Genomic DNA, 22,935 nt, shown 5'->3' on the forward strand with positions numbered 1-22,935 from the left:
CGGCCGCGGCCTGGGCAGCGGCGAGAACTATACGAAGGTGCTGGAGCCGCTGGCTGACAAGCTGTCGGCGGCACTCGGCGCATCGCGCGCGGCAGTCGATGCCGGCTACGTGCCGAACGACTATCAGGTCGGCCAGACCGGCAAGATCGTCGCACCGCAGCTGTACATCGCGGTCGGCATCTCGGGCGCGATCCAGCACCTGGCAGGCATGAAGGACTCGAAGGTGATCGTCGCGATCAACAAGGATCCGGAAGCGCCGATCTTCAGCGTGGCCGACTACGGCCTCGTCGGCGATCTGTTCGCGCTCGTGCCGGAGCTCGTGAACGAGCTGGGCTGACGCGGCGTGACTTGATGCTTCGGCAGCAAGTCGCACGACAAGGGGCGCGACGAGCGCCCCTTTTTTTGTGCGATGGCAGAAGGGGCGGGGACGCATCTATCTTCGATGCGGGGCATCGCCATCGCACCATGCCGCACGGAACAGTTTTTGTGCGGGCAGATGGGCTCGAAGCATCGATCGTCGGCGCGAAGGGCAACGAGCGTGCGCGTTGACGGAAGCCCCGTTCCGAGCCGGTATCGCATTCGCAGAAGCGAAAAAAGGCGCCCCGACGGGCGCCTTCTCCATTGATGCTGACCGGCCTGCGTCGTCGCGGGCCGTCCCGACTTATGCGTATGCCGGGCGCGTCTGGCCGGCCACGTCCTTCAGGTAGCGATGCACCGACAGGTCGTCGGCCTGGATCGCCGGCTTCTTGCCCGAAATCAGGTCGGCGAGCAACTGGCCCGATCCGCACGACATCGTCCAGCCGAGCGTGCCGTGGCCGGTGTTCAGGAACAGGTTCGAGACCGGCGTGCGGCCGACGATCGGCGTGCCGTCCGGCGTCATCGGGCGCAGGCCCGTCCAGAAGGTTGCCTTCGACGTGTCGCCGCCGCCCGGGAACAGGTCGTTCACGCACATTTCGAGCGTCTCGCGGCGCGCTGCGCGCAGGTTCTTGTCGAAGCCGACGATCTCCGCCATGCCGCCGACACGGATGCGCTGGTCGAAACGCGTGATCGCGATCTTGTAGGTTTCGTCGAGCACCGTCGACACAGGTGCGGCCGCCTCGTCGACGATCGGCGCGGTGATCGAATAGCCCTTCAGCGGATAGACCGGGATCTTCATCAGGTTCGAGACGAAGCGGGTCGAGTACGAGCCGAGCGCGACGACGTACGCATCCGCGCGCACCGTCTCGCTGCCGCACTGCACGCCGGCGATCTTGCCGCCCGCGATCGCGAGCGCGTCGATCGGCGTGTTGTAGCGGAACTTCACGCCGAGCGATTCCGCGAGCGCCGCGAGGCGCGTCGTGAACAGCTGGCAGTCGCCCGTTTCGTCGCCCGGCAGGCGCAGGCCGCCCGTCAGCTTGTGCGAGACGGCGGCAAGGGCCGGTTCGGCATTCCTGAGCTCGGCCGGCGACAGCAGTTCGAACGGCACGTTCGCTTCCTGCAGCACCGCGATGTCCTTCGCCGCGCCGTCGAGTTGCTGTTGCGTGCGGAACAGCTGCAGCGTGCCGCCGGTGCGCCCTTCGTACTGGATGCCCGTGTCGGCGCGCAGCGCCTGCAGGCAATCGCGGCTGTATTCGGCGAGGCGGACCATGCGGCCCTTGTTGACTGCATAGCGCTCGGCCGTGCAGTTGCGCAGCATCTGCCACATCCACTGGAGCTGGAAGCGCGTGCCGTCGAGGCGGATCGCGAGCGGCGCGTGCTTCTCGAACATCCACTTGACGGCCTTCAGCGGCACGCCGGGCGCGGCCCACGGCGCCGCATAGCCGGGCGAGATCTGACCTGCGTTTGCGAAGCTCGTCTCGAGCGCCGGGCCGGCTTCCCGGTCGATCACCGTGACTTCATGACCGGCGCGCGCGAGGTAATACGCGCTTGCCACGCCCACCACACCGCTGCCCAGAATGACGACTCGCATAGCTGCTCCAGATGGAAGGGATCAGGTCGAGGCCGGGCGCACCTGCGTCTCCGTGTAACCTCTAGCTGATCTAGTTTTTTGCGCTATGGTATTGTCGAATGTGTAGGTTTTGTTATCGTATTTTTCAGGTTTTCAGCATAAACAAATGAGAACGCAACGCCAGCCAGTACGCTCGCTCGACAAGCTCGACCGGCGCATCCTGAAACTGCTCCAGGACGACGGCCGGATGGCGATGAAGGACCTCGCGGAACAGGTCGGACTGACAGTGACGCCGTGTATCGAGCGCGTGCGGCGCATGGAGCGGGACGGCGTGATCACCGGCTACCACGCGCGTGTCGATCCTCATCAGCTGGATGCCGCGCTGCTGGTGTTCGTCGAGATCACGCTCGGTCACAAGGGCGGCAACATGTTCGAGCAGTTCCGGCGCGAAGTGATGAAGATCGACGAGGTGCTCGAATGCCATCTCGTGTCCGGCGACTTCGACTACCTGATCAAGGCGCGGATCGGCGAAATGGCCGACTATCGCAAGCTGCTCGGCGACATCCTGCTGCAACTTCCCGGCGCGGTGCAGTCGAAGAGCTATGTCGTGATGGAGGAAATCAAGGAGACGCTGACGATTTCGGTCGGCGAATGAGCGCGGCGGGGGCCTGCTGACGGTCCCGCTATCTCGCCCTTGGCACGCTGCACCCAATACTGTATAAATATACAGTATTGGGTGCAGGCGAATGGGTGAGCACATGGACGGTCGGTCCGACAACGAATTTCCGATAGCGCCGCCGGCGCCCCGCAAGGGGCGCGGTGCGGTCGACAATCTCCAGGGGCGGTACGAAACGGCGCTGCGCGAAGTGGTCGACGACGGCTGGACGCACGAATCGGACGACGCCGATCTGTCTGCTCCGCTGCGCACACAGGTGTTCGAGGAGCGCGCAAAGAGCATCCTGACGCACAACCAGTCGCCGGACATTCCGTTCAGCGTGTCGCTCAATCCGTATCGCGGCTGCGAGCATGGCTGCATCTACTGCTTCGCACGGCCGACCCATAGCTATCTTGGCCTGTCGCCGGGGCTCGATTTCGAGAGCCGCATCTATGCGAAGGTCAACGCGGCCGAATTGCTCGAGCGCGAGATTTCGCGCAAGCGCTACGTGCCGGAGCCGATCGCGCTCGGCGTCAACACCGACGCATACCAGCCTGTCGAGCGCGATCTGCGCATCACGCGCAGCGTGATCCAGGTGATGCACGATCACGGGCTGCCGTTCGCCGCGATCACGAAATCGTCGCTGATCGAGCGCGATCTGGATCTGCTGGCCCCGATGGCCGAGCGCGGGCAGGTGATGGCCGCAGTCACGATCACGACGCTCGACGCCGATCTCGCGCGCACGCTCGAGCCGCGTGCGGCGACACCGGCGCGCCGGCTGCGTACGATCCGCGCACTGCGCGACGCGGGCGTGCCGGTGGGTGTGAGCATTGCACCGATGATCCCGTTCGTCACCGAGCCGGACATGGAGCGTGTGCTGGAAGCCTGTGCGGAAGCCGGCGCGACGCACGCGAGCTACATCATCCTGCGGCTGCCGTGGGAGGTCGCGCCACTGTTCAAGAACTGGCTCTCCGCGCATTTCCCCGATCGTGCGGAGCGCGTGATGAATCGCGTGCGCGACATGCGCGGCGGGAAGGACTACGACTCGGATTTCTCGAAACGGATGAAGGGCGAAGGGATCTGGGCCGACCTGTTGCGGCAGCGTTTCCGTCAGGCCGTGAAGCGGCTCGGGTTGAACGAGCGCACGAACGGCATTCTGGATCTGTCGCAGTTTCGCGGTGCGCCGGCGGCCGGGGCGGCCGCGCAGCGCGCGGTGGTGCGCGCAACTGGCGCGAAATCGCGCGACGACGTGCAGTTGAGCCTGTTCTGACCGACCCGCGTCGGCAGCTTACTGCGAGATTTGCTTCGCCGCTTCGACTTGCGACTCGAAATACGTCTGGAACGACAGCGCGAGCGCGGTCATCAGCAGGAACGCGCCGATCAGTAGCGAGAAGATCACGATGAAGATCACCGTCCAGCCTGACCGGCTGTGCTTGCCCGTGTCGGCATTGAATTGCGCGTCCCATTTCTCGTCGGGGCGCAGGCCGTAGACGAGCGCGGCGAGGAACGCGGCCAGCAGCGAGATCGCACCCGGCACGGCAAGCCACCAGCCGAGGCCGGCACTGCGCTGGGTCGCGGCGAGCAGCAGGAAACCCGGGATCCCGACGATCGTCGCGAGCAGGTGTGCCCAGCCGTACACGTCGCGCAAGCCGTACAGGTAGAAGCGGTGCGCGCCGAGCGAGCCGAACAGGAACGCGAGGGCGGCGGTGAGCGTCTTGGAGCGGAAGCGGCGGGGCGATGCGGTGCTGCTGGACATGGGTGGCGGCGGATTATCGTTGGCATGGGCGGCCGGCAGGCCGGCGCGGGGCGCTCGGCCCGGCACGCATTCTACGATGCCCGGTCGGGCCCGGTCACCCCTCGCCTGCGTCAATGTGCCGCATAGGTGACACGGTAGATGGCGCCCGCGTAGTCGTCGCTGACGAGCAGCGAGCCGTCCGGCAGCGGCAGTACGTCGGCCGGGCGCCCCCAGACGGTGCCGTCCGCGCGCAGCCAGCCCGTGATGAACGGTGTCTGGCGCGTATGACTGCCGTCGGCCGACACGACAGCGCGCATCACGCGGTAGCCGACCTTCATGCTGCGATTCCACGAACCGTGCTCGGCAATGAAGATGTTGTTGCGATACGACGCCGGAAACATCGGCCCCGTATAGAAGCGCATGCCGAGCGCCGCGACGTGTGCGCCGAGTTTCAGCGCGGGCGGCACATAGCGCCGGCACACGGCGGGGCTCCCGAATTCGGGGTCGGGCGTGTCGCCGCCATGGCAGTACGGAAAGCCGAAATCGAGGCCCGCGCGCGGCGCCCGGTTCAGCTTGTCGTCGGGCACGTCGTCGCCCATCATGTCGCGCCCGTTGTCGGTGAACCATAGCTCGCCCGAATCGGGGTGCCACGCAAAGCCGACGGTATTGCGCACGCCGCGGGCAAATACTTCGCGGTTGCTGCCGTCGGCGTGCATGCGTGCGATGATCGCGTATCGGCTGCGATCGGCGAGGCAGACGTTGCACGGTGCGCCGACCGGCACGTAGAGCTTGCCGTCGGGGCCGAACGCGATGAATTTCCAGCCGTGATGGTGATCGGTCGGCAGCGCGTCCGTCACGACCGCCGGCGCGGGCGGCCTGGCGAGCCGGTCGTCGATGTGGTCGAGGCGCAGGATGCGCGATACGGCGGAGATATAGAGGGCGCCATCGCGATACGCGACGCCGACGGGTGTGTCGAGCCCCGACGCAATCACATGGTGGGCGGTGATCCGGCCCTCCTGCATCACGAAGGCATGCACGCGGCCTTCCTGCGAGCCGACATACAGGATTCCGCGCGGCGACCACGCCATTTCGCGGGCGGTCGGCACGGCGTTGGTCAGCACGTCGACATGGAAGCCGGGCGGCACGACGAGTTCGTCCACCGGTGGTGCGGCGCAAGCCGCGGCGGATGCGAGACAGGTGACGAGGCCGGTCAGCAAGCCTGCGAGGCGGTGCTGCGCGCGGCGCGCCGGGGTGACGCGAAATAGCGGCATGGCGGCGGGGAGCGTCGTGGACACGACGATTGTATGCCCGGCGAACAGGGCGTCCGCGGAATTTTTGCGCGTAAGTGTTTGTTGTGGCTTTGGTTTCCGGCTATAATCGCACGTTTCAGTAGTTTCGAACCCGGTTTTCCCGAAGGATTTCATATGGTTATCATCCGTCTGGCTCGCGGCGGCTCGAAGAAGCGCCCGTTCTACAACATCGTTGCTACCGATTCGCGCAACCGTCGTGACGGCCGCTTCATCGAGCGCGTCGGCTTCTACAACCCGGTCGCCACGAAGGGCGAATCGCTGCGTATCGCTCAGGACCGCCTGACGTACTGGCAAGGCGTTGGCGCGCAACTGTCGCCGACCGTCCAGCGTCTCGTGAAGGAAGCGCAAAAGGCGCAACCGGCTGCCTAACATGGCGCGGTGTGCCGGTCGTGCCGGCTGCAAGGAGCATTGATGTCCGGTCACGATTCCGGTAACGCAAGGCGCGGGCGAGCGTCGTTTGGCGCATTCGTCCGCAAGCCGGTCGAGCGCGACACTGTCGCGAGCGCCGGCACGGCTGCCGAGCAGGGCAGTCTCGAAGCGGTGCAAGCCTGGCCCGACGATGCTGTCGAGGTCGGGGCAGTCGTCGACGCCTACGGCCTGAAAGGCTGGGTCAAGGTGGCGACGCATGCCGACGTCGGTCGCGGCGGCGATGCGCTGCTCACGGCGCGCCGCTGGTGGCTGGAACGGGGTGGGGAGCGGTTGTCCGCCCGCATCCTGCAGTCGAAGACGCACGGCGACACAGTCGTCGCGCATACCGCGGGTGTCAGCGACCGCGATGCCGCACTGGCTTTGCGCGGCTTTCGCGTGTTCGTGCGCCGGGAAGATTTCCCGGCATTGTCCGCGGACGAATTCTATTGGGTCGACCTGATCGGCCTCGAGGTCGTCAACGAGCAATCGGTGGCGCTCGGGACGGTGAGCGGGATGATCGACAACGGCGTGCATTCGATCATGCGCGTCGAGTATCCGGCAGTCGGCAAGGATGGTCGGCCGACCACCGACGAGCGGCTGATTCCGTTCGTCGGCGTCTACGTCAAGACGGTGGATCAGGCGGCACGTCGCATCGTCGTCGACTGGGAAGCCGATTACTAATGAACCAGGTTACGGAGAGCGCGGTGCAGTTCGACGTCGTCACGCTCTTTCCCGAAATGTTCCGCGCGCTGACCGACTGGGGAATCACCAGCCGGGCCGTGAAGCAGGAGCGCTTCGGGCTGCGCACCTGGAATCCGCGTGATTTCACGACGGACAACTACCGCACGGTCGACGATCGTCCGTACGGCGGCGGTCCGGGCATGGTGATGCTGGCCAGGCCGCTCGAGGCCGCGATCGGTGCTGCGAAAGCCGCGCAGGCGGAGCAGGGCGTCGCGAGCACGCGGGTGGTGATGATGTCGCCGCAAGGTGCGCCGTTCACGCACGAACGTGCGGCGCGGATGGCGCAGGAGCCCGGTGTCATCGTGCTGTGCGGTCGCTACGAGGCGATCGATCAGCGTCTGCTCGACCGTTGTGTCGACGAGGAAATCAGCCTCGGCGATTTCGTTCTGTCCGGCGGCGAACTGCCGGCGATGGCGATGATGGATGCCGTCGTGCGCCTGTTGCCCGGCGTGCTGAACGATGCGCAGTCGGCCGTGCAGGACAGCTTCGCCGACGGGCTGCTCGATTGCCCGCATTACACGCGCCCCGAGGAATACGAGGGAATGCGCGTGCCGGACGTGCTGCTCGGCGGGCATCATGCCGAGATCGAGAAGTGGCGGCGGCAGGAAGCATTGAAGAATACGTTGCGGAAGCGGCCGGACCTGATCGTCCGGGCGCGCCGCGAGAAGTTGCTGAGTCGTGCCGACGAGGCGTGGCTTGCGAACCTCGCACGCGAAGCGAAGAACGCCTCCTGAGGCGGCGTCGCGGACGGGAAATGGCGGTGCCGTGCATGTGTGTGCGGTGCCTGATGTGAATCCATCCTCTATCGGGGCCAGGCCTGGAAACGGGCGGGTGCAAACGCCGACAAGATGGCATAAGGAGTCAGTAATGAATCTGATCGCAAAACTTGAGCAGGAAGAGATCGAGCGCGCGCTCGCCGGCAAGACGATCCCCGAATTCGCCCCGGGCGACACGGTGATCGTGAACGTGAACGTGGTTGAAGGTAACCGCAAGCGCGTTCAGGCTTACGAAGGCGTCGTGATCGCGATTCGCAACCGTGGCCTGAACTCGAACTTCATCGTCCGCAAGATTTCGTCGGGCGAAGGCGTCGAGCGTACGTTCCAGACGTACTCGCCGCTGCTGGCGAGCATCGTCGTGAAGCGTCGCGGTGATGTGCGTCGTGCGAAGCTGTACTACCTGCGCGAGCGTTCGGGCAAGTCGGCTCGTATCAAGGAAAAGCTGGTGTCGAAGGATCGCGCCGCAGCAGCCTCCCAAGAGTAAGAGCTGTAAGGAAAAAGCACCCACCCGGGTGCTTTTTTCATTCTGGCGCGACAATATGCTCGTTATGTCACGAACGCGAGAGCCCCATTGAATCGCCGCCCCATCATTGATCCCGAAGTGCTGCCGGTTGAAGGCACCGGCGCGGGCCTGCCGTCCATCGAGTCCCGCCTGATGACGCCGCCCGGGCTGCGCGAGCGTTTTGCGCGCACGCTCGAATGGAGCGTCGAGCCCGGCGAGGCACGGCTGCAGGAGGGCGTCGACCCGCGCAGCGCCGCCGTCCTCATCCCGCTCGTCGTTCGCGAGAGCGGCCTCACCGTGCTGCTGACCCAGCGCGCCGATCACCTGAACGACCATGCCGGGCAGATCAGCTTCCCCGGCGGCCGTCGCGAGCCGTTCGATCGCGATGCGACGGCAACCGCGTTGCGCGAGGCGAAGGAAGAAATCGGACTGGCCGCCGAGCCGGTGGAGATTCTCGGTGCGCTGCCCGACTACCTGACGGGGACCGGCTTCTGCGTGACGCCCGTCGTGGCGCTCGTGCATCCGCCGTTCACCGTGCAGGCCGACACGTTCGAAGTCGCCGAGATTTTCGAGGTGCCGCTCGCGTTCCTGATGAGTCCCGCGAACCACCAGGTGCGCGTGTTCCGCTGGGAAGGCGGCGAGCGTCGTTTTTTTGCGATGCCCTATCCCAATGGCGAATCAGCCGGGCATTACTTCATCTGGGGCGCAACTGCCGGCATGTTGCGCAATCTGTACCGCTTCTTGGCAGCCGGCTGACCTCCCGCGCTGTGCGGCGCGCGCGGCCGGCCGCCGGGCGATCGCATCGTCAGCCATGCGCCGCTTACGCTGTGCTATCGTTATGCAAAAAATGACATAACTCCGAAGACGGCGCACGCATGACTTTCTTTTCGGTTCTCCTCGCTCTCATCATCGAACAGGTCCGCGCGTTGTCGCCGAGCAATCCGGTGTTCGCGCTGTTCCAGTTTCACGCGGAAACCGTTGCGCATGGCCTCGACGCCGGCAAGCAAAAACATGGCGTGCTCGCATGGCTCGCAGTCGTGCTGCCGTGGGTGCTGATCGTCGCGCTGATCTACTTCCTGCTGTACAAGGTGAGCTTCGTGCTGGCGTTCATCTGGAACGTCGCGGTCGTGTATTTCACGCTCGGCTTCCGCCAGTTCAGCCACTACTTCACCGATATCCATCTCGCGCTCAACAACGACGACGTGCCGCGCGCGCGTGAAATCCTGCACGAGTGGACGGGCCTCGACACGGTCGACATGCCGGTCGGCGAAATCGTCCGTCATACGCTGATTCATGCAGTCGTTGCGTCGCATCGCCACGTGTTCGGCGTGTTCTTCTGGTACGTGCTGCCGATCGGTCCGGCCGGCGCCGTGCTGTACCGCATCTCCGAATATCTCGCGCGCAGCTGGTCGACGCCGGGCGACGATCGCACGGCCGCGTTCTCGACGTTCGCGCAGCGCGCGTTCTTCGTGATCGACTGGATTCCGTCACGGCTGACCGCGCTCGGTTTCGCGATCGTCGGCAACTTCGAGGACGCGATCTACGCGTGGCGCAATCACACGCGCCAGTGGCCCGACCCGAACGACGGCGTGCTGCTCGCGGCCGGCAGCGGCGCGCTCGGCGCGCGCCTCGCGGGGCCGCTCGCAGAACCATCGAGCCTCGACGCGCTGGCGGTCGGCGACAGCGGTCCGTTGACGGTCGGTGACGATTGCACGCCGCGCACGCTGCAGTCGGCAGTCGGCCTGGTGTGGCGCGCCGTGATCCTGTGGATGATCCTGCTGTTGATGCTGACGCTGGCCGTCTGGGTATCGTGACGCGGCAGCGCAGTGCGCGATGAAACGAAAAGGCCGGCTTCATGCCGGCCTTTTTGCTGTGCGTGACCCGTCCTGAAATAGGTTGACACTTTTTCGCCGAGACGAAGAGGTGGCAAGTGGAACAAGGGATCAAGCGGACGCAACGGGACTACAGCCTGGCTTTTAAGCTGTCGGTGACCCGTCCGCTCAGTCGTCGAGCGGATCGCGTATGGCGCCGCATTGCCAGCAGGCGGTGAACTGGGCCTCGAGCGCCTCGCCGCACTGGCGGCAGCGCCACGGTGCGGCGCCGGCCGACGGGCCGTGCGACGCGACATCGAGAAGCCGCCGCGCGAGCGCATCGTCGCGCTCGTCGTCGAGCCACAGCTCGGGAGTGCACGCGTCGGCGGGCAGGCCGCCGAGCGCACCGGTCGCGTAGCAGTTGTGCAACTCGCAGCCGATGCCGGCCACCTGCAGCACATTCGCCCAATGCTGCGCGGTGGCGAGATCGGGGGCCTTGAAACGCATCGCGGCTCCTGTCGGTGAAGGCCGGGCGCGGCCCCGGCCGCCTTCTGCCCGCCGCGCGGTCAGCGGACGATCTGGCTTGCCTCGTGCACGAGCTGCGCGTAAAGCGCATGCCGCGACGGTGCAATGCGGCCGTCGGCGACGGCCTCGAGAATCGCGCAGCCCGGCTCGTGCAGATGATGGCAATTATAGAAACGGCAGTCCGCGAGCAGCGGGCGGAATTCCGGGAACGCACGCTCGAGGCGGCCTTCCGTCAGGTGGTAGAGGCCGAATTCCTGGAAACCCGGCGAATCGATCAGCGCGCCACCGCCGTCGAGCGGGTAGAGGCGCGTGAACGTCGTCGTGTGGCGGCCGCTGTTGAGCGCGGCCGAGATTTCGCGGGTCGCGGCCTCGGCATCGGGCACGAGCAGGTTCACGAGCGTCGACTTGCCCATCCCGGACTGGCCGAGCAGGATGGTCGAATGGCCGGCCAGATGCGGCATCAGCTGCGCACGCGCATCGTCGGGCGCGCCCTTCACCGACAGCTCGAGCACGTCGTAGCCGAGCGCGCGGTAGGGCGCGAGGCGCTCGCGGGCGACCGGCAGCGCGGCCTCGACGTCGATCTTGTTCAGCACGACGAGCGGCTTCAGTTCGTTCGCGTCGGCCGCGATCAGTGCGCGACCGAGCAGATCCTCGCTGAAATAGGGCTCGGTCGCGAGCACGATCAGCAGCTGGTCGAGGTTGGCCGCGAACAGCTTCGACTTGAACTGGTCGGAGCGGTACAGCAGGTTGCGCCGCTCGCCGATCTCGACGATCACGCCCTGGTCGGCCGACGCCTGTTCGTACACGACGCGGTCGCCGACCGCGATCTCGCTTTTCTTGCCGCGCGGGAAGCACTGCAGCATCGGGCCGCCGTCGTCGGGCGCGACGATGTAGTGGCGGCCGTGCGCCGCGATCACGCGGCCTTCGACACGCGGCGCGCCCGACGCGCGCGGGGCCGGCTTGCGGGAGGTCGGCCGGCTCATGCGTGCTGCATCAGGCGGTCGATCCGCTGCGACGCGGGCGGATGCGAGTAGTAAAAGGCCGTGTAGACGGGGTCCGGCGTGAGCGTCGACGCGTTGTCCTCATAAAGCTTCACGAGCGCGCTGACGAGATCCTGCGCGTCGGTCTGGCTGGCCGCGAACGCGTCGGCCTCGAATTCGTGCTTGCGCGACGTCAGGCTGCTGAACGGTGTTGCAAAGAACAGGAACACGGGGATCGCGAGGAAGAACAGCACGAGCGCGGCGCCCGCGTTGCTCGTGTCGAGCGACGGCGTGACGCCAAGGCCCGTATAGAACCATGTGCGCTGCGCGAGCCAGCCGAGCAGCGCGAGCAGCACGAGGCTCAGCACGAACGACACGAGCATCCGCTTCATCACGTGGCGGCGCTTGAAGTGGCCGAGCTCGTGCGCGAGCACGGCCTCGATTTCCTGGCCCGTCAGCCGCGCGAGCAGCGTGTCGAAGAACACGATCCGCTTCGATGCGCCGAAGCCCGTGAAGTACGCGTTGCCGTGCGCGGAACGGCGGCTGCCGTCCATCACGAACAGGCCCTTCGCCGCGAAGCCGCACCGTTTCATCAGCGACTCGATGCGCGTGCGCAGCGCTTCGTCCTTCAGCGGTTCGAACTTGTTGAAGATCGGTGCGATGAAGGTCGGATAGATCAGCAGCACGAGCATCTGGAACGCGACCCAGACGATCCAGGTCCACAGCCACCACAGGCTGCCGGCCTGGTTCATCAGCCACAGCACGACGAACAGCAGCGGCAGGCCGAGCACGGCGCCGAGCAGCGTGTTCTTCAGCATGTCGGTGAAGAACAGGCGCTTGGTCATCCGGTTGAAGCCGAACCGCTGCTCGATCCCGAACTGGCGGTAATACTCGAACGGCACGTCGATCACGCTCGTGATCGCGAGCACCGCGGCGACGAGCGCGACCTGCTGCCCGTAGCCGCGGCCGAACCAGCCCGTCAGCAGCGTGTCGAGGGCGCCGACGCCGCCCAGCAGCGTAAGGCCGACCAGCACGGCCGCGCTGACGACGATCTCGAACATCGCCAGCCGGGTGCGCTCGACCGTGTAGTCGGCCGCACGCTGGTGGGCGCTCAGCGGAATGGTGGCGCTGAACTGCGCGGGCACGCTGTTGCGATGTGCGGCGACGAAGCGGATCTGCCGCGACGCGAGCCACAGCTTGGTGACGACCATCGCGAGCACGGCGATCGCGAACAGCAGGGTGAACGAAAAGGGTGACATCGAAGGCGCCAAAGGGTTCTATGCGAGAATTATATGTTCTTGCGGACCGGGCCCGCTCACGCGATGCCGGCCGCCCGGGCGGCGCCATGCGCCGTCCGCCATTTTCCAGGATGACTCATGACCGATACCGCCGCTTCCGCCAGCCAGCCTGCGCTCGTGCGCAACGAGTTGAACCTCGTCTGGCTCGACATGGAGATGACCGGCCTCGACCCGGATAACGACCGCATCATCGAAATCGCGGTCGTCGTGACCAACTCCACGCTCGACATCGCGGTGGAAGGCCCCGTGTTCGCGATCCACCAGAGCGACGAAACGCTCGCGAAGATGGACGACTGGAACAAGTCGACGCACGGCCGTTCGGGGCTGATCGACCGCGTGCGCGCGTCGACCGTGACCGAGGCGGACGCCGCCGCGCAGTTGCAGGCGTTCCTCTTGCAGTACGTGTCGCCCGGCAAGTCGCCGATGTGCGGCAACTCGATCTGCCAGGATCGCCGCTTCATGGCGCGCTGGATGCCGGAATTCGAACGATTCTTCCACTACCGCAACCTGGACGTCAGCACGCTCAAGGAGCTGTGCCGCCGCTGGCAGCCGGCGATCTACAAGGGCTTCCAGAAGCGTGCGATGCACACGGCGCTCGCGGACATCAACGAGTCGATCGACGAACTGAAGTACTACCGCGAGCATTTCCTGATTCCGGCCGCGTCGGCGCCGGCAGGCGAGTCCGCGCCGGCCGCCTGAGCGGGCCGGCACGCGTTCAGCGCGGCGCGCGCTGCGCGCTCTTCGGCCGGAACGCCGCGACCACCGCGGCGTCAGTCTCGATGTACGGGCCGCCGATCAGGTCGATGCAGTAGGGCACCGCCGCGAAGATGCCGGGCACGGTCGACTTGCCGTCGGCGTCGCGCAGCCCTTCGAGCGTTTCCCGGATCGACTTCGGCTGGCCGGGCAGGTTGATGATCAGCGCCGCGTGGTCGGCCTGGGCTGTTTCGCGAATCACCGCGACCTGCCGCGACAGGATCGCGGTCGGCACGAAATTCAGGCTGATCTGCCGCATCTGTTCGCCGAATCCCGGCATTTCCTTCGTCGCCACGGCCAGCGTGGCTTCCGGCGTCACGTCGCGCCGCGCCGGGCCGGTGCCACCCGTCGTCAGCACCAGATCGCAGCCGGCGACGTCGACGAGTTCGGCCAGCGTGGCGGAGATCGTCGGCGCGTCGTCCTGGATCAGCCGGGTTTCGGCGCGCCATGGCGAGCGCAGCGCACCGGCGAGCCATTCCTGCAGCGCCGGGATGCCCTTGTCCTCGTAGACGCCCGTGCTGGCGCGGTCGCTGATCGACACGAGGCCGACCACGAGTTCGTCCGGGTGGTTACGCTTCGTCGTCATGGTCGTCATGGTCGTCTCCGGCGTCGTCCGTCGCTTCGTCTCCGTCCGACTCGCCCGCGCCGCCTGCGGTCTTGATCCACTGGAACAGCTCGCGGAAGTAGCGCGGCGGCTTGCCTTGCTGCGCTTCCTTGCGTGCGTTGCGGATCAGCGTGCGGCCTTCCTGGATGTCGGCTTCGGGGTGCTGGCGGAGGAATTCGGTCAGCGCGTCGTCGTTCGCGAGCAACTGTTCGCGCGTGCGCTCGATCCAGTGCAGGCGGGCCGTCGCGGCCCGGTTCACGCCACGCTGGGCGTCGAGGGCGGTGCGCAGCGCGGCCGTTTCTTCATCGGACAGCGAGCGCATCACGCGGCCGACGTACTGGAGCTGGCGGCGCTTGCCTTCGTGATCGGTGATCCGGCGCGCCTCGCGCACGGCGTCCGCGAGACTTTCAGGCATCGGCATGCGCTTCAGCGCGTCTTTCGGCAGCTCGACGAGCGCCTGGCCGAGCACCTGCAGCTCGTGCATCTCGCGCTTCAACTGGGATTTGCTGGGGCGATCGTAGCCGTTGTCGTCTTCTTCGACGGCATGCTCGATCGGCTGGATTCGGGTTTTGCGTGTCATGGGCGGCATTGTATCGCGGTGCGGACGCCCCAAGCTTGTCGGTATATGGCCCCGGACCTTGCTATGATCGCGGGATACGCAACATTTTGACCATGCGGGCGGATCGCCCGCCACCGGATAACACGACGATGGCAGCCAATCTCGACGTACAAGCGCGCTATTTCCCGCACACGCAGGACCAGCTCAAAGAAATTGCCTCGGACATCCTTCGCCATGCGAAGGCGCTCGGCGCGACGGACGCCGCGACCGAAATCTCCGAAGGCGACGGCCTGTCGGTGTCGGTACGCCGCGGCGAGGTCGAGACGATCGAACACAACCGAGACAAGATGGTCGGCGTGACCGTGTTCATCGGCAAGAAGCGCGGCAACGCGAGCACGTCGGACTTCTCGCCGGCCGCGATCAAGGATACCGTCGCCGCCGCGTACAACATTGCGCGCTTCACGGCCGAGGACGACGCGGCCGGCCTCGCCGAGGCCGAACTGCTCGAAACCGACCCGCGCGACCTCGACCTCTATCACCCGTGGGCGCTGACGGCCGACGAGGCCGTCGAGCTCGCCCGCCGCGCGGAAGACGCCGCGTTCGCGGTCAGCCCGCAGATCCGCAACTCGGAAGGCGCGAGCGTGTCGGCGCAGCATTCGCAGTTCGTGCTCGCGACGTCGCGCGGTTTCCTCGCCGGCTACCCGTACTCGCGCCACTACATCGCGTGCGCGCCGATCGCGGGCACCGGCCGCCACATGCAGCGCGACGACTGGTATTCGTCGAAGCGCAGCGCGGTCGATCTCGCGGCGCCGGAAGCCGTCGGGCGCTATGCGGCCGAGCGTGCGCTGGCGCGGATGGGCGCGCGCCGTCTCGACACCCGCAAGGTGCCCGTGCTGTTCGAGGCACCGCTCGCGGCCGGCCTGCTCGGCGCGTTCGTGCAGGCCGTCAGCGGCGGCGCGCTGTACCGCAAGACGTCGTTCCTCGTCGACAGCCTCGGCAAGCCGGTGTTCGCACCGCACGTGCAGGTCGTCGAGGATCCGCACGTGCCGCGCGCGATGGGCAGCGCACCGTTCGACGAGGAAGGCGTGCGCACGCGTGCGCGCAGCGTCGTCAACGACGGTGTCGTCGAAGGCTACTTCCTGTCGACCTATTCGGCGCGCAAGCTCGGCACGCAGACGACCGGCAACGCGGGCGGCTCGCACAACCTCGCGCTGCGCAGCTCGAACACGCAGCCGGGCGACGATTTCGACGCGATGCTGAAGAAGCTCGGCACGGGCCTGCTGCTGACCGAACTGATGGGGCAGGGCGTGAACTACGTGACCGGCGACTATTCACGCGGCGCGGCCGGCTTCTGGGTCGAGAACGGCGTGATCCAGTATCCGGTCGAGGAAATCACCGTCGCGAGCACGCTGCAGGAGATGTTCCGGCATATCGTCGCGATCGGCGCGGATTCGATCGTGCGCGGTACGAAGGAAACGGGCTCGGTGCTGATCGAGCAGATGACGATCGCCGGGCAGTAAGCGGCGCGGCATCGGCCGCCAGGAAACGAAAAGCCCGACCGGCGTTCATGAGCCGGTCGGGCTTTTTTTCGCGTGCCGCGTGTCAGCCGCGCTTGCGCGCGTACACGACGAACGCATAACCGAACGTGTTGGGCGCGGCGGCCTGGTGCGGGTCGCGCGAGACTTCGCGCCAGTGCGCGGGATCGGGCGCCGGGAACGACGCATCGCCGTCGAAGTCGGCATCGATCTCGGTGACGACCAGTTTGTCGGCGAGCGCGAGGCCTTCCGCATAGAGTTGTGCGCCGCCGATCAGGAATGCTTCGGCCGCGCCGTCGCGCGCGGCGAGCGCGAGCGCGTCGGCGAGCGACGTGACCGTGTCGCAGCCGTCGAAGCGGCGAGCTGCGTCGCGCGTGACGACGATATTGCGGCGGCCCGGCAAGGGCCGGCCGATCGACTCGTGGGTCTTGCGGCCCATCACGATCGGCGCGCCCATCGTCGTGCGCTTGAAGAACGCGAGGTCCTCGGGAAGTTTCCAGGGCAACTGGTTGTCGCGGCCGATGATGCCGTTGCGGGCGCGCGCGACGATCAGGGTCAACGTCGTCATGAAGGTCGGGGGAAGAGGAGAACCGGAATGGCGCCGATTCTACCGGAATGGCGGCGCGTGACTGCGCCGGTGCGGATGCGCGGGCGTATGTGCGGTTTCCGGCCTGCCGCACCGGGTCGGCGGTGGCGACGCGGTGCGGCCTTTGCTTCGTGATGTCCTGAATAAAGAGAGTGCCCGCCGGGGGACGGACACAAAAACGGTTCGCGTCGCGATGTCGACGCTGCAGGAAACGACCTGCGCCGTTCAATTCAATCTGCAATCCTCATCGATTAAGCAGCGTGATGGAATCATGTGCGGATTATTGATGCACGCAGGTTTCCTACGTTTCCTTCCATCGCATGTTGCGCGTTGCCGGGGAGCGCCACAGGAATCGGTATCGGCAGCCGAGCCGGCGGGACGAGCTCGTCCCACAGCGTCACCGACGACTTGTCTGACGAACGCGCTTGCGGCGCGGCGACGGGCACGATGCCGAACCGGTGGTCCTGTTGCATGCGCGGCGCGTTATCGGCAAGCGGCATCGCGTGTTCGGGCCTCGTGCGTTCTTCCGAGCGTGCCGGCATGAAGTGACAAGCGAGCGCGAATGCAATCGTCATCTGCGCACAAGACAGCAAAAAAAATGTTCGCATGGCCACCTTCTCCCAATCCGTTACGCGTTCAGCGAAATGCATGCCATCGGGCGAAGCGCATTGTCGCGTCTGCGATTTGCGGGGAAGCGTCGTGACTCGCGATCGAAAACGCCGGGAAATGTTTCAGGCGTGAAACGAGGGGGCTCGGGAATACTGCGGATTCAATCGATACGCTTCAAGGATGAAAATCTTCGCGTGTGTCGATGCAGGTACGCGTCGCTGCGTGTTTCTATGTGCAGACGATTGATAAACATCGACCACTGAGCGATTCGACCGTTCGCCCATCCGCGCTGCAATCGGTTTATCGTATTCGGCGCCTATAACTAAGCTGTCTTGATCAAAAAAATAACTGGACGCGAGATGAGCGCCATCATGCGAGGCCTGTCGTCGCCGCGCATCGGCATGGCGAATCGAGCCGCTTCGGCTGACCCGGTTCGATCCTTTTGCACGCGACTTGGCGTGTACGGCAATCGTTAGACGGTTGATGAACGGGGTGAGCATATGGGAGCCGAGCAGCGGCATGTGATCTACTTCTCGCGCGAGCCGAACGACGCGTTGCGCGGGCATTTCGACGAATGCGGGTGGCGCGTCGATCTTGCGGAAAGCGCACGCGACGTGCGGCGTGTCGTGCAGCACGGCGTGGCAACTGCCGGCCTGCTCGATTTCTCGCCGGGTTTTCGGCCCGCGGATCTGCGCGAACTCGAAGCGTGTCTGAGCATCCAGCACATCGGCTGGATCGCGGCGACCCGGCGTGGCCAGTTGCAGGACGCCACGCTGCGGCATCTCATTCGTGACTATTGCTTCGACTACGTCACGATGCCGTACGAGGCGGCGCGCATCGTCGAGACCATCGGCCATGCGCACGGCATGATCGCGCTGACCGAGCCGGTAGCCGCGCCAGTCGGCGCCGGACGCGCCGAAGGCGAGATGGTCGGCACCTGCGACGCGATACTCGGGCTGTTCAGGACGATCCGGCGCGTCGCGACGACCGATGCGCCGGTGTTCATCTCCGGCGAATCGGGTACCGGCAAGGAACTGACGGCCGTTGCGATCCACGAGCGCTCGGCGCGCGCGCACGCGCCGTTCGTCGCGATCAACTGCGGTGCGATTCCGTCGACGCTGCTCCAGGCCGAACTGTTCGGCTATGAGCGCGGCGCGTTTACGGGCGCGAACCAGCGCAAGATCGGCAGGGTCGAGGCCGCGAACGGCGGCACGCTGTTTCTCGACGAGATCGGCGACCTGCCGCTCGAGAGCCAGGCGAGCCTGCTGCGGTTCCTGCAGGAAGGCAAGATCGAACGGCTCGGCGCGCATGTATCGGTGCCGGTCGACGTGCGCGTGATCTGCGCGACGCACGTGGACATGGAAGCGGCGCTGCGCGAAGGGCGGTTCCGCGAGGACCTGTTTCATCGGCTGTGCGTGTTGAAGATCGAGGAGCCGCCGCTGCGCGCGCGCGGCAAGGATATCGAACTGCTGGCGCGCCACATGCTCGAGCGTTTCAAGGGGGATGCGCATCGCCGCCTGCGCGGCTTCTCGCCGGACGCGATCGCCGCGCTGTACGGCTATTCGTGGCCGGGCAACGTGCGCGAGCTGATCAATCGCGTGCGCCGGGCGATCGTGATGTCGGAGGGCCGGATGATTACCGCGGCCGATCTCGAACTCAACGAATTCGCGGTACTGGCGCCCGTCTCGCTCACCGAGGCGCGCGAAGCGGCCGAACGGCAGGCGATCGAGCAGGCGCTGCTGCGTCACCGCGGCCGGTTTGCCGACGCGGCGCGCGAACTCGGCGTGTCGCGCGTCACGCTGTACAGGCTGATGTGCGCGCATGGCATGCGCGATCGCGGCGACCCGCTGAGCGGGTTTTCGGCACCGTTGCCGGAGGTTCAGCATCACGCTTGCTAGAATTGGCGGGTAACGGTCGCCCTCGCGGCCGAAGGAACCCGCATGAAACAGTACCTCGACCTCGTTCGCACCATTCTCGACACCGGCACCTGGCAGGAGAACCGCACGGGCATCCGCACCATCAGCATGCCCGGTGCGATGCTGCGGTTCGACCTGCAGCAAGGTTTCCCGGCGGTCACGACCAAGAAGCTCGCGTTCAAGTCCGCGATCGGCGAACTGGTCGGTTTCCTGCGCGCATCGCGCAGCGCGGCCGATTTCCGCGCGCTCGGCTGCAAGGTGTGGGACGCGAACGCGAACGACAACGCGCAGTGGCTCGCGAACCCGTACCGCCAGGGCGTCGACGACCTGGGCGACGTGTATGGCGTGCAATGGCGCCAGTGGCCCGGCTACAAGGTACTCGACGCTGGCGCCGATGCGCAGATCGCCGACGCGACGCGCCGCGGTTTCCGGATCGTCACGCGTTTCGACGAGGACGGGGTGCCGAAGGTGCTGCTGTACAAGGCAATCGACCAGCTGCGCCAGTGTCTCGACACGATCATGGAGAACCCGGCCGACCGCCGCATCCTGTTCCACGCATGGAATCCGGCCGTGCTCGACCAGATCGCGCTGCCCGCATGCCATCTGCTGTACCAGTTCCTGCCGAACGTCACGAAGCGCGAGATTTCGTTGTGCCTGTACATCCGCAGCAACGATGTCGGGCTCGGCACGCCGTTCAACCTGACGGAAGGGGCCGCGCTGCTGTCGCTCGTCGGCCGGCTGACGGGCTATACGCCGCGGTGGTTCACGTACTTCATCGGTGACGCGCACATCTACGAGAACCAGCTGGACATGCTGCAGCAGCAGCTTACGCGCGAGCCGTACGACAGCCCGCGGCTCGACATTGCCGAGCGCGTGCCGGACTACGCGACGACCGGCGTTTATGCGCCCGAATGGCTCGAGCAGATCGAGCCGTCGGATTTCTCGCTCGTCGGCTACCGTCACCATGAGCCGCTGACCGCGCCGATGGCGGTCTGAGCCCGGCGTGCGACGGCGGCGGGTGACGCGACCCGCGCCAGGCAGAATGAAGAAGGCCCGACCGGCACTCGCCGGTCGGGCCTTGCCGTTTCAGCGAGTGCGGTTACTGGTGGCGCCGCTCGTCGTGGCCGCCGGGCGGCGGATTGCCCGGGTGCGGCGCCTCGACGTGCGGTGCCGGTTGCGGCCGCGGTTCCATGTGCGGCGCGGGCATCGATGGCCGCGGCTCCATGCGCGGGGCCTGCGGCTGCGGTCGCGGCATGTCATGCACGGCGGGCGCGGGCGGACGGTACTCGTTCACGTGCGGCGGCGCGACTTCGCGGCGCGGTGCCGGTTGCGCGAATTCGGGGCGCGGTTGCGGTGCCGGAGCGGTCCGCTCGGGCCGCGGCTGCGCATGCTGGGCCGGTGCCGCGAAATCGGGGCGCGGACGCTGCTGCGGAATCTGCGCGGTCATGTCGAGTCGCGGTTGCGGCAACGCGTGCGGCGTTTCCTGCCGACGGCCGGGCTGCGTACCGGGCGTGGCTTCCGGATGCGGGACCGGCGCCGCGCTGCGCACGGGCGGCAGCGCGTTCTGTCCCGCTGCGTGGAGTGCCGTCGGCGGCGTCGGGCGCTGACGCTCCATCGGCGTGTGCGGCTGCATCCACGCGGGCGCGGGCGCCGCCGCCGGATGCGTGTTGTCGCGCCCGGCCGGCCCGTTGGCGGCCGTCGGCGGACGCGGGACGCCATTTCCAGGGCTCAACGCCTGATGCGGAGCCGGATTGCCCGGCGCCTGCGGCATGGCACCGTTGGCGAAGCGCGGTGCATTGGGGGCTTCGCCGTTCGTCGGCCGTGCGCCGTCCGGCACGACCGGCATCGGCGCACCAGGCCGTGCGGCCTGTGCCGGCTGGCCGTCGCGCGGCGTGTGCGCCGGTTGCACGACCGGACCGTGCGGATTCACGAGCTGCACGTTGCGCATCGCCCACGCACCGGCTTTCGGGTTGCCCGGAACGCGGACCGGGCGAGCCTGATAGTCGGCCGGCACGCTCGTCCTCGCGACCGGTGCGCCTGCGCCCGGCACGTGCTGGCCCTGCCGTGCGAGATGCGCGGCCGCCTGGTCGCGATATGCGGCCGGCACGGCCGGATTGCGCGTCGCGACGAACGTGTGCTGCCCGAGCGCCGCCGGCGGACGGTAGCTGGCCGTGCGCAGTCCGCCGGTCAAGCTCTGGCGCACCGGCGCAATGCCGGGCGTGCCCGGCATCACGTGCGCGTTGCGCCACTGCTGCGGATCGACGCGTTGCGAGAAGTGCGCGACCGGCTGGCCGTGCACGAACGCGGACGCCGGCACGGCCGTGATCGCATGCGGCGCGCGGAAGTTCACGTACGTCTTGTTGATGTTCGTGATGTTGGTGATGTTCGTCACGTTCACGGTCTTGTTGACCGTCACGTTGTTGACCACGACGTTCCGGTTCACGCGATCGTAGTAATGCGGGCTCCAGCCGCCCCAGCCGGGATGCCAGCGTTCGCCCGGGCCGAGTGCGAACCATGCGCAGCCGGCCGCCGCGACGCCGCCGACGGTCAGCGCGACGCTCCAGTCGGGACCGCCGCCGCCGCCCACGAAGGCGACGAGCGCCGGCGCGTAAGCGGGCGGCTGGCTGACGACCATCGGGCCGGGCACCCACGCCCAGCTGTCGTCGACATAGGCCCAGCGGCCGTAGTGATACGGCGCGAAGCCCCACGGCGCATCGTCGACCCAGGTCCAGCCCCATGGCGCCTGCCAGATCCAGTGGCCGTCGTGATACGGCGCCCAGTCGGCGGGCGTGTCGTTCGGCACCCAGACCTCGCCGTAATTCGGGGTTTCGCGCCACGTGCCGTTCGCGTCGAGATCCTGGTAGCCGGGCACGTCGCGCGACACGTAGCGGGCCGACACCGAGCGCTGCTCGGCCGCATCGCGGCCGGCGGCCCACTGGTCGAGCGCATCGGGGGCCGGCGCGGCCGCTTGCTGCGCGACCTGCAGGTCGGTGCCGGTGAACACGACCTGCTGTCCGGGCGACAGCGGATACTGCCCGTTGCTGCCGTAGACGGTCGCGCTGCCGCTGCGCACGGTGACCGTCGTGCTCGCGCCGTTCGGCGCGACGTCGACGCGATAGTCGCCCGGGCCCGAGATGCCGAGCGCGAGATTGGGCGTGTCGATTTCGTACGACCCGCCGGACGGCAGATCGCGCACGTGCGTCGATACGGTGCCGAGCCCGACCTTCAACTGCGTCGTGGTGTCGTCGAGGTTCAGCACCGACAGGCTCGTCGATTCGCCGAGTCGCACCGCGGTCGAGCCGATGTGCAGTTCCGAGCGCGCGCCGGCATCGTTCCACAACTGGTCGCCGGTCGTCAGCGGCCGGTTCACGGCGGCGTACGACCACGTATCGGTGCCGGCGGGCTCCGTCGTCACGGCACCCGACTTGTAGTTGAGTCGGGCGACGCGGCTCGGCGGATCGCCGCCCGGCTGCCGGGCGGCGGCCGCATACGCGGCGGCCTCGGTCGTTTGCGCGAATGCGGTGGGCACGGTCGCCAGCGTGGCGAACGCGAGCAGCGTGCAGCGGGCGGTTCGCTTGAGCGTGAACAGGGAAGCCATGATGAGCGTCTTCGTCGTTATCGCGGCGCGTCGATTCGTGCCGTTGAGTTCACGATATCCGCTCGGCCTGTTTCAGTGCTCGGTGTTTTGTAAGTCGGATGGCACGC

At 66.9% G+C, this 22,935-nt stretch carries 25 protein-coding genes; 13 read left to right on the forward strand and 12 right to left on the reverse strand.

Annotation, left to right across the window (positions count from 1 at the left end; genetic code table 11):
- The coding region (locus U4Y91_RS31015; protein ID WP_321808263.1) for an electron transfer flavoprotein subunit alpha/FixB family protein at window positions 1–337 on the forward strand (337 nt) is incomplete at its 5' end.
- 324 nt (window positions 338–661) lie between these two features.
- On the opposite strand, the gene U4Y91_RS31020 is transcribed toward U4Y91_RS31015, so the two are convergent.
- Window positions 662–1,948, reverse strand: coding sequence for a D-amino acid dehydrogenase (locus tag U4Y91_RS31020; RefSeq protein WP_321808264.1), 1,287 nt, complete (start codon window positions 1,946–1,948; stop codon window positions 662–664).
- Window positions 1,949–2,093: 145 nt separating this feature from the next.
- Here U4Y91_RS31020 and U4Y91_RS31025 point away from each other — a divergent pair, with 145 nt between their 5' ends.
- Window positions 2,094–2,582 (forward strand): Lrp/AsnC ligand binding domain-containing protein, encoded by a 489-nt coding sequence (locus U4Y91_RS31025; RefSeq protein WP_044844820.1) that lies wholly within the window; start codon window positions 2,094–2,096, stop codon window positions 2,580–2,582.
- Between the two features lie 91 nt (window positions 2,583–2,673).
- Complete coding sequence (locus U4Y91_RS31030) at window positions 2,674–3,852, forward strand: PA0069 family radical SAM protein (protein ID WP_321808265.1); 1,179 nt, start codon at window positions 2,674–2,676, stop codon at window positions 3,850–3,852.
- Between the two features lie 18 nt (window positions 3,853–3,870).
- Here U4Y91_RS31030 and U4Y91_RS31035 read toward each other — a convergent pair whose 3' ends face one another.
- Window positions 3,871–4,338: an NINE protein gene (locus U4Y91_RS31035; protein ID WP_044844818.1), complete on the reverse strand. Its 468-nt coding sequence runs from the start codon at window positions 4,336–4,338 to the stop codon at window positions 3,871–3,873.
- A gap of 110 nt (window positions 4,339–4,448) precedes the next feature.
- Window positions 4,449–5,588, reverse strand: coding sequence for a PQQ-dependent sugar dehydrogenase (locus U4Y91_RS31040; protein WP_321808363.1), 1,140 nt, complete (start codon window positions 5,586–5,588; stop codon window positions 4,449–4,451).
- 153 nt (window positions 5,589–5,741) lie between these two features.
- Here U4Y91_RS31040 and rpsP point away from each other — a divergent pair, with 153 nt between their 5' ends.
- The 6 genes from rpsP to U4Y91_RS31070 all read left to right on the forward strand — a co-directional run bounded on the left by rpsP (window position 5,742) and on the right by U4Y91_RS31070 (window position 9,868).
- Window positions 5,742–5,996 carry a 30S ribosomal protein S16 gene (gene rpsP, locus U4Y91_RS31045; RefSeq protein WP_006476550.1) on the forward strand — a complete coding sequence of 85 codons (255 nt, stop codon included), beginning with the start codon at window positions 5,742–5,744 and terminating at the stop codon, window positions 5,994–5,996.
- 42 nt (window positions 5,997–6,038) lie between these two features.
- A complete protein-coding gene (gene rimM, locus U4Y91_RS31050; RefSeq protein ID WP_321808266.1) occupies window positions 6,039–6,716 on the forward strand; it encodes a ribosome maturation factor RimM in 678 nt (225 codons plus the stop codon).
- On the forward strand, window positions 6,716–7,510 hold the full coding sequence (gene trmD / locus U4Y91_RS31055) for a tRNA (guanosine(37)-N1)-methyltransferase TrmD (protein ID WP_321808267.1): 795 nt from the start codon (window positions 6,716–6,718) through the stop codon (window positions 7,508–7,510). Before rimM ends, trmD begins: the two co-directional genes overlap by 1 nt.
- Before the next feature lie 133 nt (window positions 7,511–7,643).
- Window positions 7,644–8,036, forward strand: coding sequence for a 50S ribosomal protein L19 (gene rplS / locus U4Y91_RS31060; protein ID WP_006753174.1), 393 nt, complete (start codon window positions 7,644–7,646; stop codon window positions 8,034–8,036).
- A gap of 87 nt (window positions 8,037–8,123) precedes the next feature.
- Entirely contained in the window at window positions 8,124–8,810 is a 687-nt protein-coding gene (locus tag U4Y91_RS31065) for a CoA pyrophosphatase (protein ID WP_321808268.1), read from the forward strand.
- 119 nt (window positions 8,811–8,929) lie between these two features.
- Window positions 8,930–9,868: a CobD/CbiB family protein gene (locus U4Y91_RS31070; protein ID WP_044844813.1), complete on the forward strand. Its 939-nt coding sequence runs from the start codon at window positions 8,930–8,932 to the stop codon at window positions 9,866–9,868.
- A 186-nt stretch (window positions 9,869–10,054) separates the two neighbouring features.
- On the opposite strand, the gene U4Y91_RS31075 is transcribed toward U4Y91_RS31070, so the two are convergent.
- Genes U4Y91_RS31075 through U4Y91_RS31085 form a run of 3 tightly spaced genes read right to left on the reverse strand, consistent with a single transcriptional unit; the run spans window position 10,055 to window position 12,629 of the window.
- On the reverse strand, window positions 10,055–10,372 hold the full coding sequence (locus tag U4Y91_RS31075) for a DUF2007 domain-containing protein (protein WP_321808269.1): 318 nt from the start codon (window positions 10,370–10,372) through the stop codon (window positions 10,055–10,057).
- 59 nt (window positions 10,373–10,431) lie between these two features.
- Entirely contained in the window at window positions 10,432–11,373 is a 942-nt protein-coding gene (gene rsgA / locus U4Y91_RS31080; RefSeq protein WP_321808270.1) for a ribosome small subunit-dependent GTPase A, read from the reverse strand.
- On the reverse strand, window positions 11,370–12,629 hold the full coding sequence (locus U4Y91_RS31085; protein WP_321808271.1) for a M48 family metallopeptidase: 1,260 nt from the start codon (window positions 12,627–12,629) through the stop codon (window positions 11,370–11,372). The genes rsgA and U4Y91_RS31085 overlap by 4 nt, the downstream gene beginning before the upstream one ends.
- A gap of 117 nt (window positions 12,630–12,746) precedes the next feature.
- Between U4Y91_RS31085 and orn the strand changes: the two genes are divergently transcribed.
- A complete protein-coding gene (gene orn, locus U4Y91_RS31090; protein WP_321808272.1) occupies window positions 12,747–13,367 on the forward strand; it encodes an oligoribonuclease in 621 nt (206 codons plus the stop codon).
- 16 nt (window positions 13,368–13,383) lie between these two features.
- On the opposite strand, the gene mog is transcribed toward orn, so the two are convergent.
- Together mog and yjgA are read right to left on the reverse strand one after the other, a co-directional pair.
- A complete protein-coding gene (gene mog, locus U4Y91_RS31095) occupies window positions 13,384–14,007 on the reverse strand; it encodes a molybdopterin adenylyltransferase (protein WP_257767893.1) in 624 nt (207 codons plus the stop codon).
- Complete coding sequence (yjgA, locus tag U4Y91_RS31100; protein WP_321808273.1) at window positions 13,991–14,605, reverse strand: ribosome biogenesis factor YjgA; 615 nt, start codon at window positions 14,603–14,605, stop codon at window positions 13,991–13,993. The genes mog and yjgA overlap by 17 nt, the downstream gene beginning before the upstream one ends.
- Before the next feature lie 128 nt (window positions 14,606–14,733).
- Here yjgA and pmbA point away from each other — a divergent pair, with 128 nt between their 5' ends.
- A complete protein-coding gene (gene pmbA / locus U4Y91_RS31105; RefSeq protein WP_044844808.1) occupies window positions 14,734–16,104 on the forward strand; it encodes a metalloprotease PmbA in 1,371 nt (456 codons plus the stop codon).
- A gap of 82 nt (window positions 16,105–16,186) precedes the next feature.
- Here pmbA and U4Y91_RS31110 read toward each other — a convergent pair whose 3' ends face one another.
- The 3 genes from U4Y91_RS31110 to U4Y91_RS31120 form a co-directional block, all read right to left on the reverse strand.
- Window positions 16,187–16,687, reverse strand: a complete 501-nt coding sequence (locus U4Y91_RS31110; RefSeq protein ID WP_321808274.1) for a dihydrofolate reductase — start codon at window positions 16,685–16,687, stop codon at window positions 16,187–16,189.
- A gap of 287 nt (window positions 16,688–16,974) precedes the next feature.
- On the reverse strand, window positions 16,975–17,313 hold the full coding sequence (locus U4Y91_RS31115; RefSeq protein ID WP_321808275.1) for a hypothetical protein: 339 nt from the start codon (window positions 17,311–17,313) through the stop codon (window positions 16,975–16,977).
- A gap of 123 nt (window positions 17,314–17,436) precedes the next feature.
- Complete coding sequence (locus U4Y91_RS31120; protein WP_321808276.1) at window positions 17,437–17,835, reverse strand: hypothetical protein; 399 nt, start codon at window positions 17,833–17,835, stop codon at window positions 17,437–17,439.
- Here U4Y91_RS31120 and U4Y91_RS31125 point away from each other — a divergent pair.
- The gene (locus U4Y91_RS31125) at window positions 17,815–19,212 is read left to right on the forward strand and encodes a sigma-54 dependent transcriptional regulator (protein ID WP_321808277.1); all 1,398 of its coding nucleotides are present in this window, start codon (window positions 17,815–17,817) and stop codon (window positions 19,210–19,212) included. The two genes, U4Y91_RS31120 and U4Y91_RS31125, sit on opposite strands and share 21 nt — an antisense overlap.
- Window positions 19,213–19,254: 42 nt before the next feature.
- The gene (locus U4Y91_RS31130) at window positions 19,255–20,226 is read left to right on the forward strand and encodes a thymidylate synthase (RefSeq protein WP_321808278.1); all 972 of its coding nucleotides are present in this window, start codon (window positions 19,255–19,257) and stop codon (window positions 20,224–20,226) included.
- Window positions 20,227–20,329: 103 nt separating this feature from the next.
- Here U4Y91_RS31130 and U4Y91_RS31135 read toward each other — a convergent pair whose 3' ends face one another.
- Window positions 20,330–22,828 (reverse strand): DUF6600 domain-containing protein, encoded by a 2,499-nt coding sequence (locus U4Y91_RS31135; RefSeq protein WP_321808279.1) that lies wholly within the window; start codon window positions 22,826–22,828, stop codon window positions 20,330–20,332.
- Between the last annotated feature and the right edge of the window lie 107 nt (window positions 22,829–22,935).

This window comes from Burkholderia sp. BCC1993, from assembly GCF_905339865.1.
Taxonomy (GTDB): domain Bacteria; phylum Pseudomonadota; class Gammaproteobacteria; order Burkholderiales; family Burkholderiaceae; genus Burkholderia.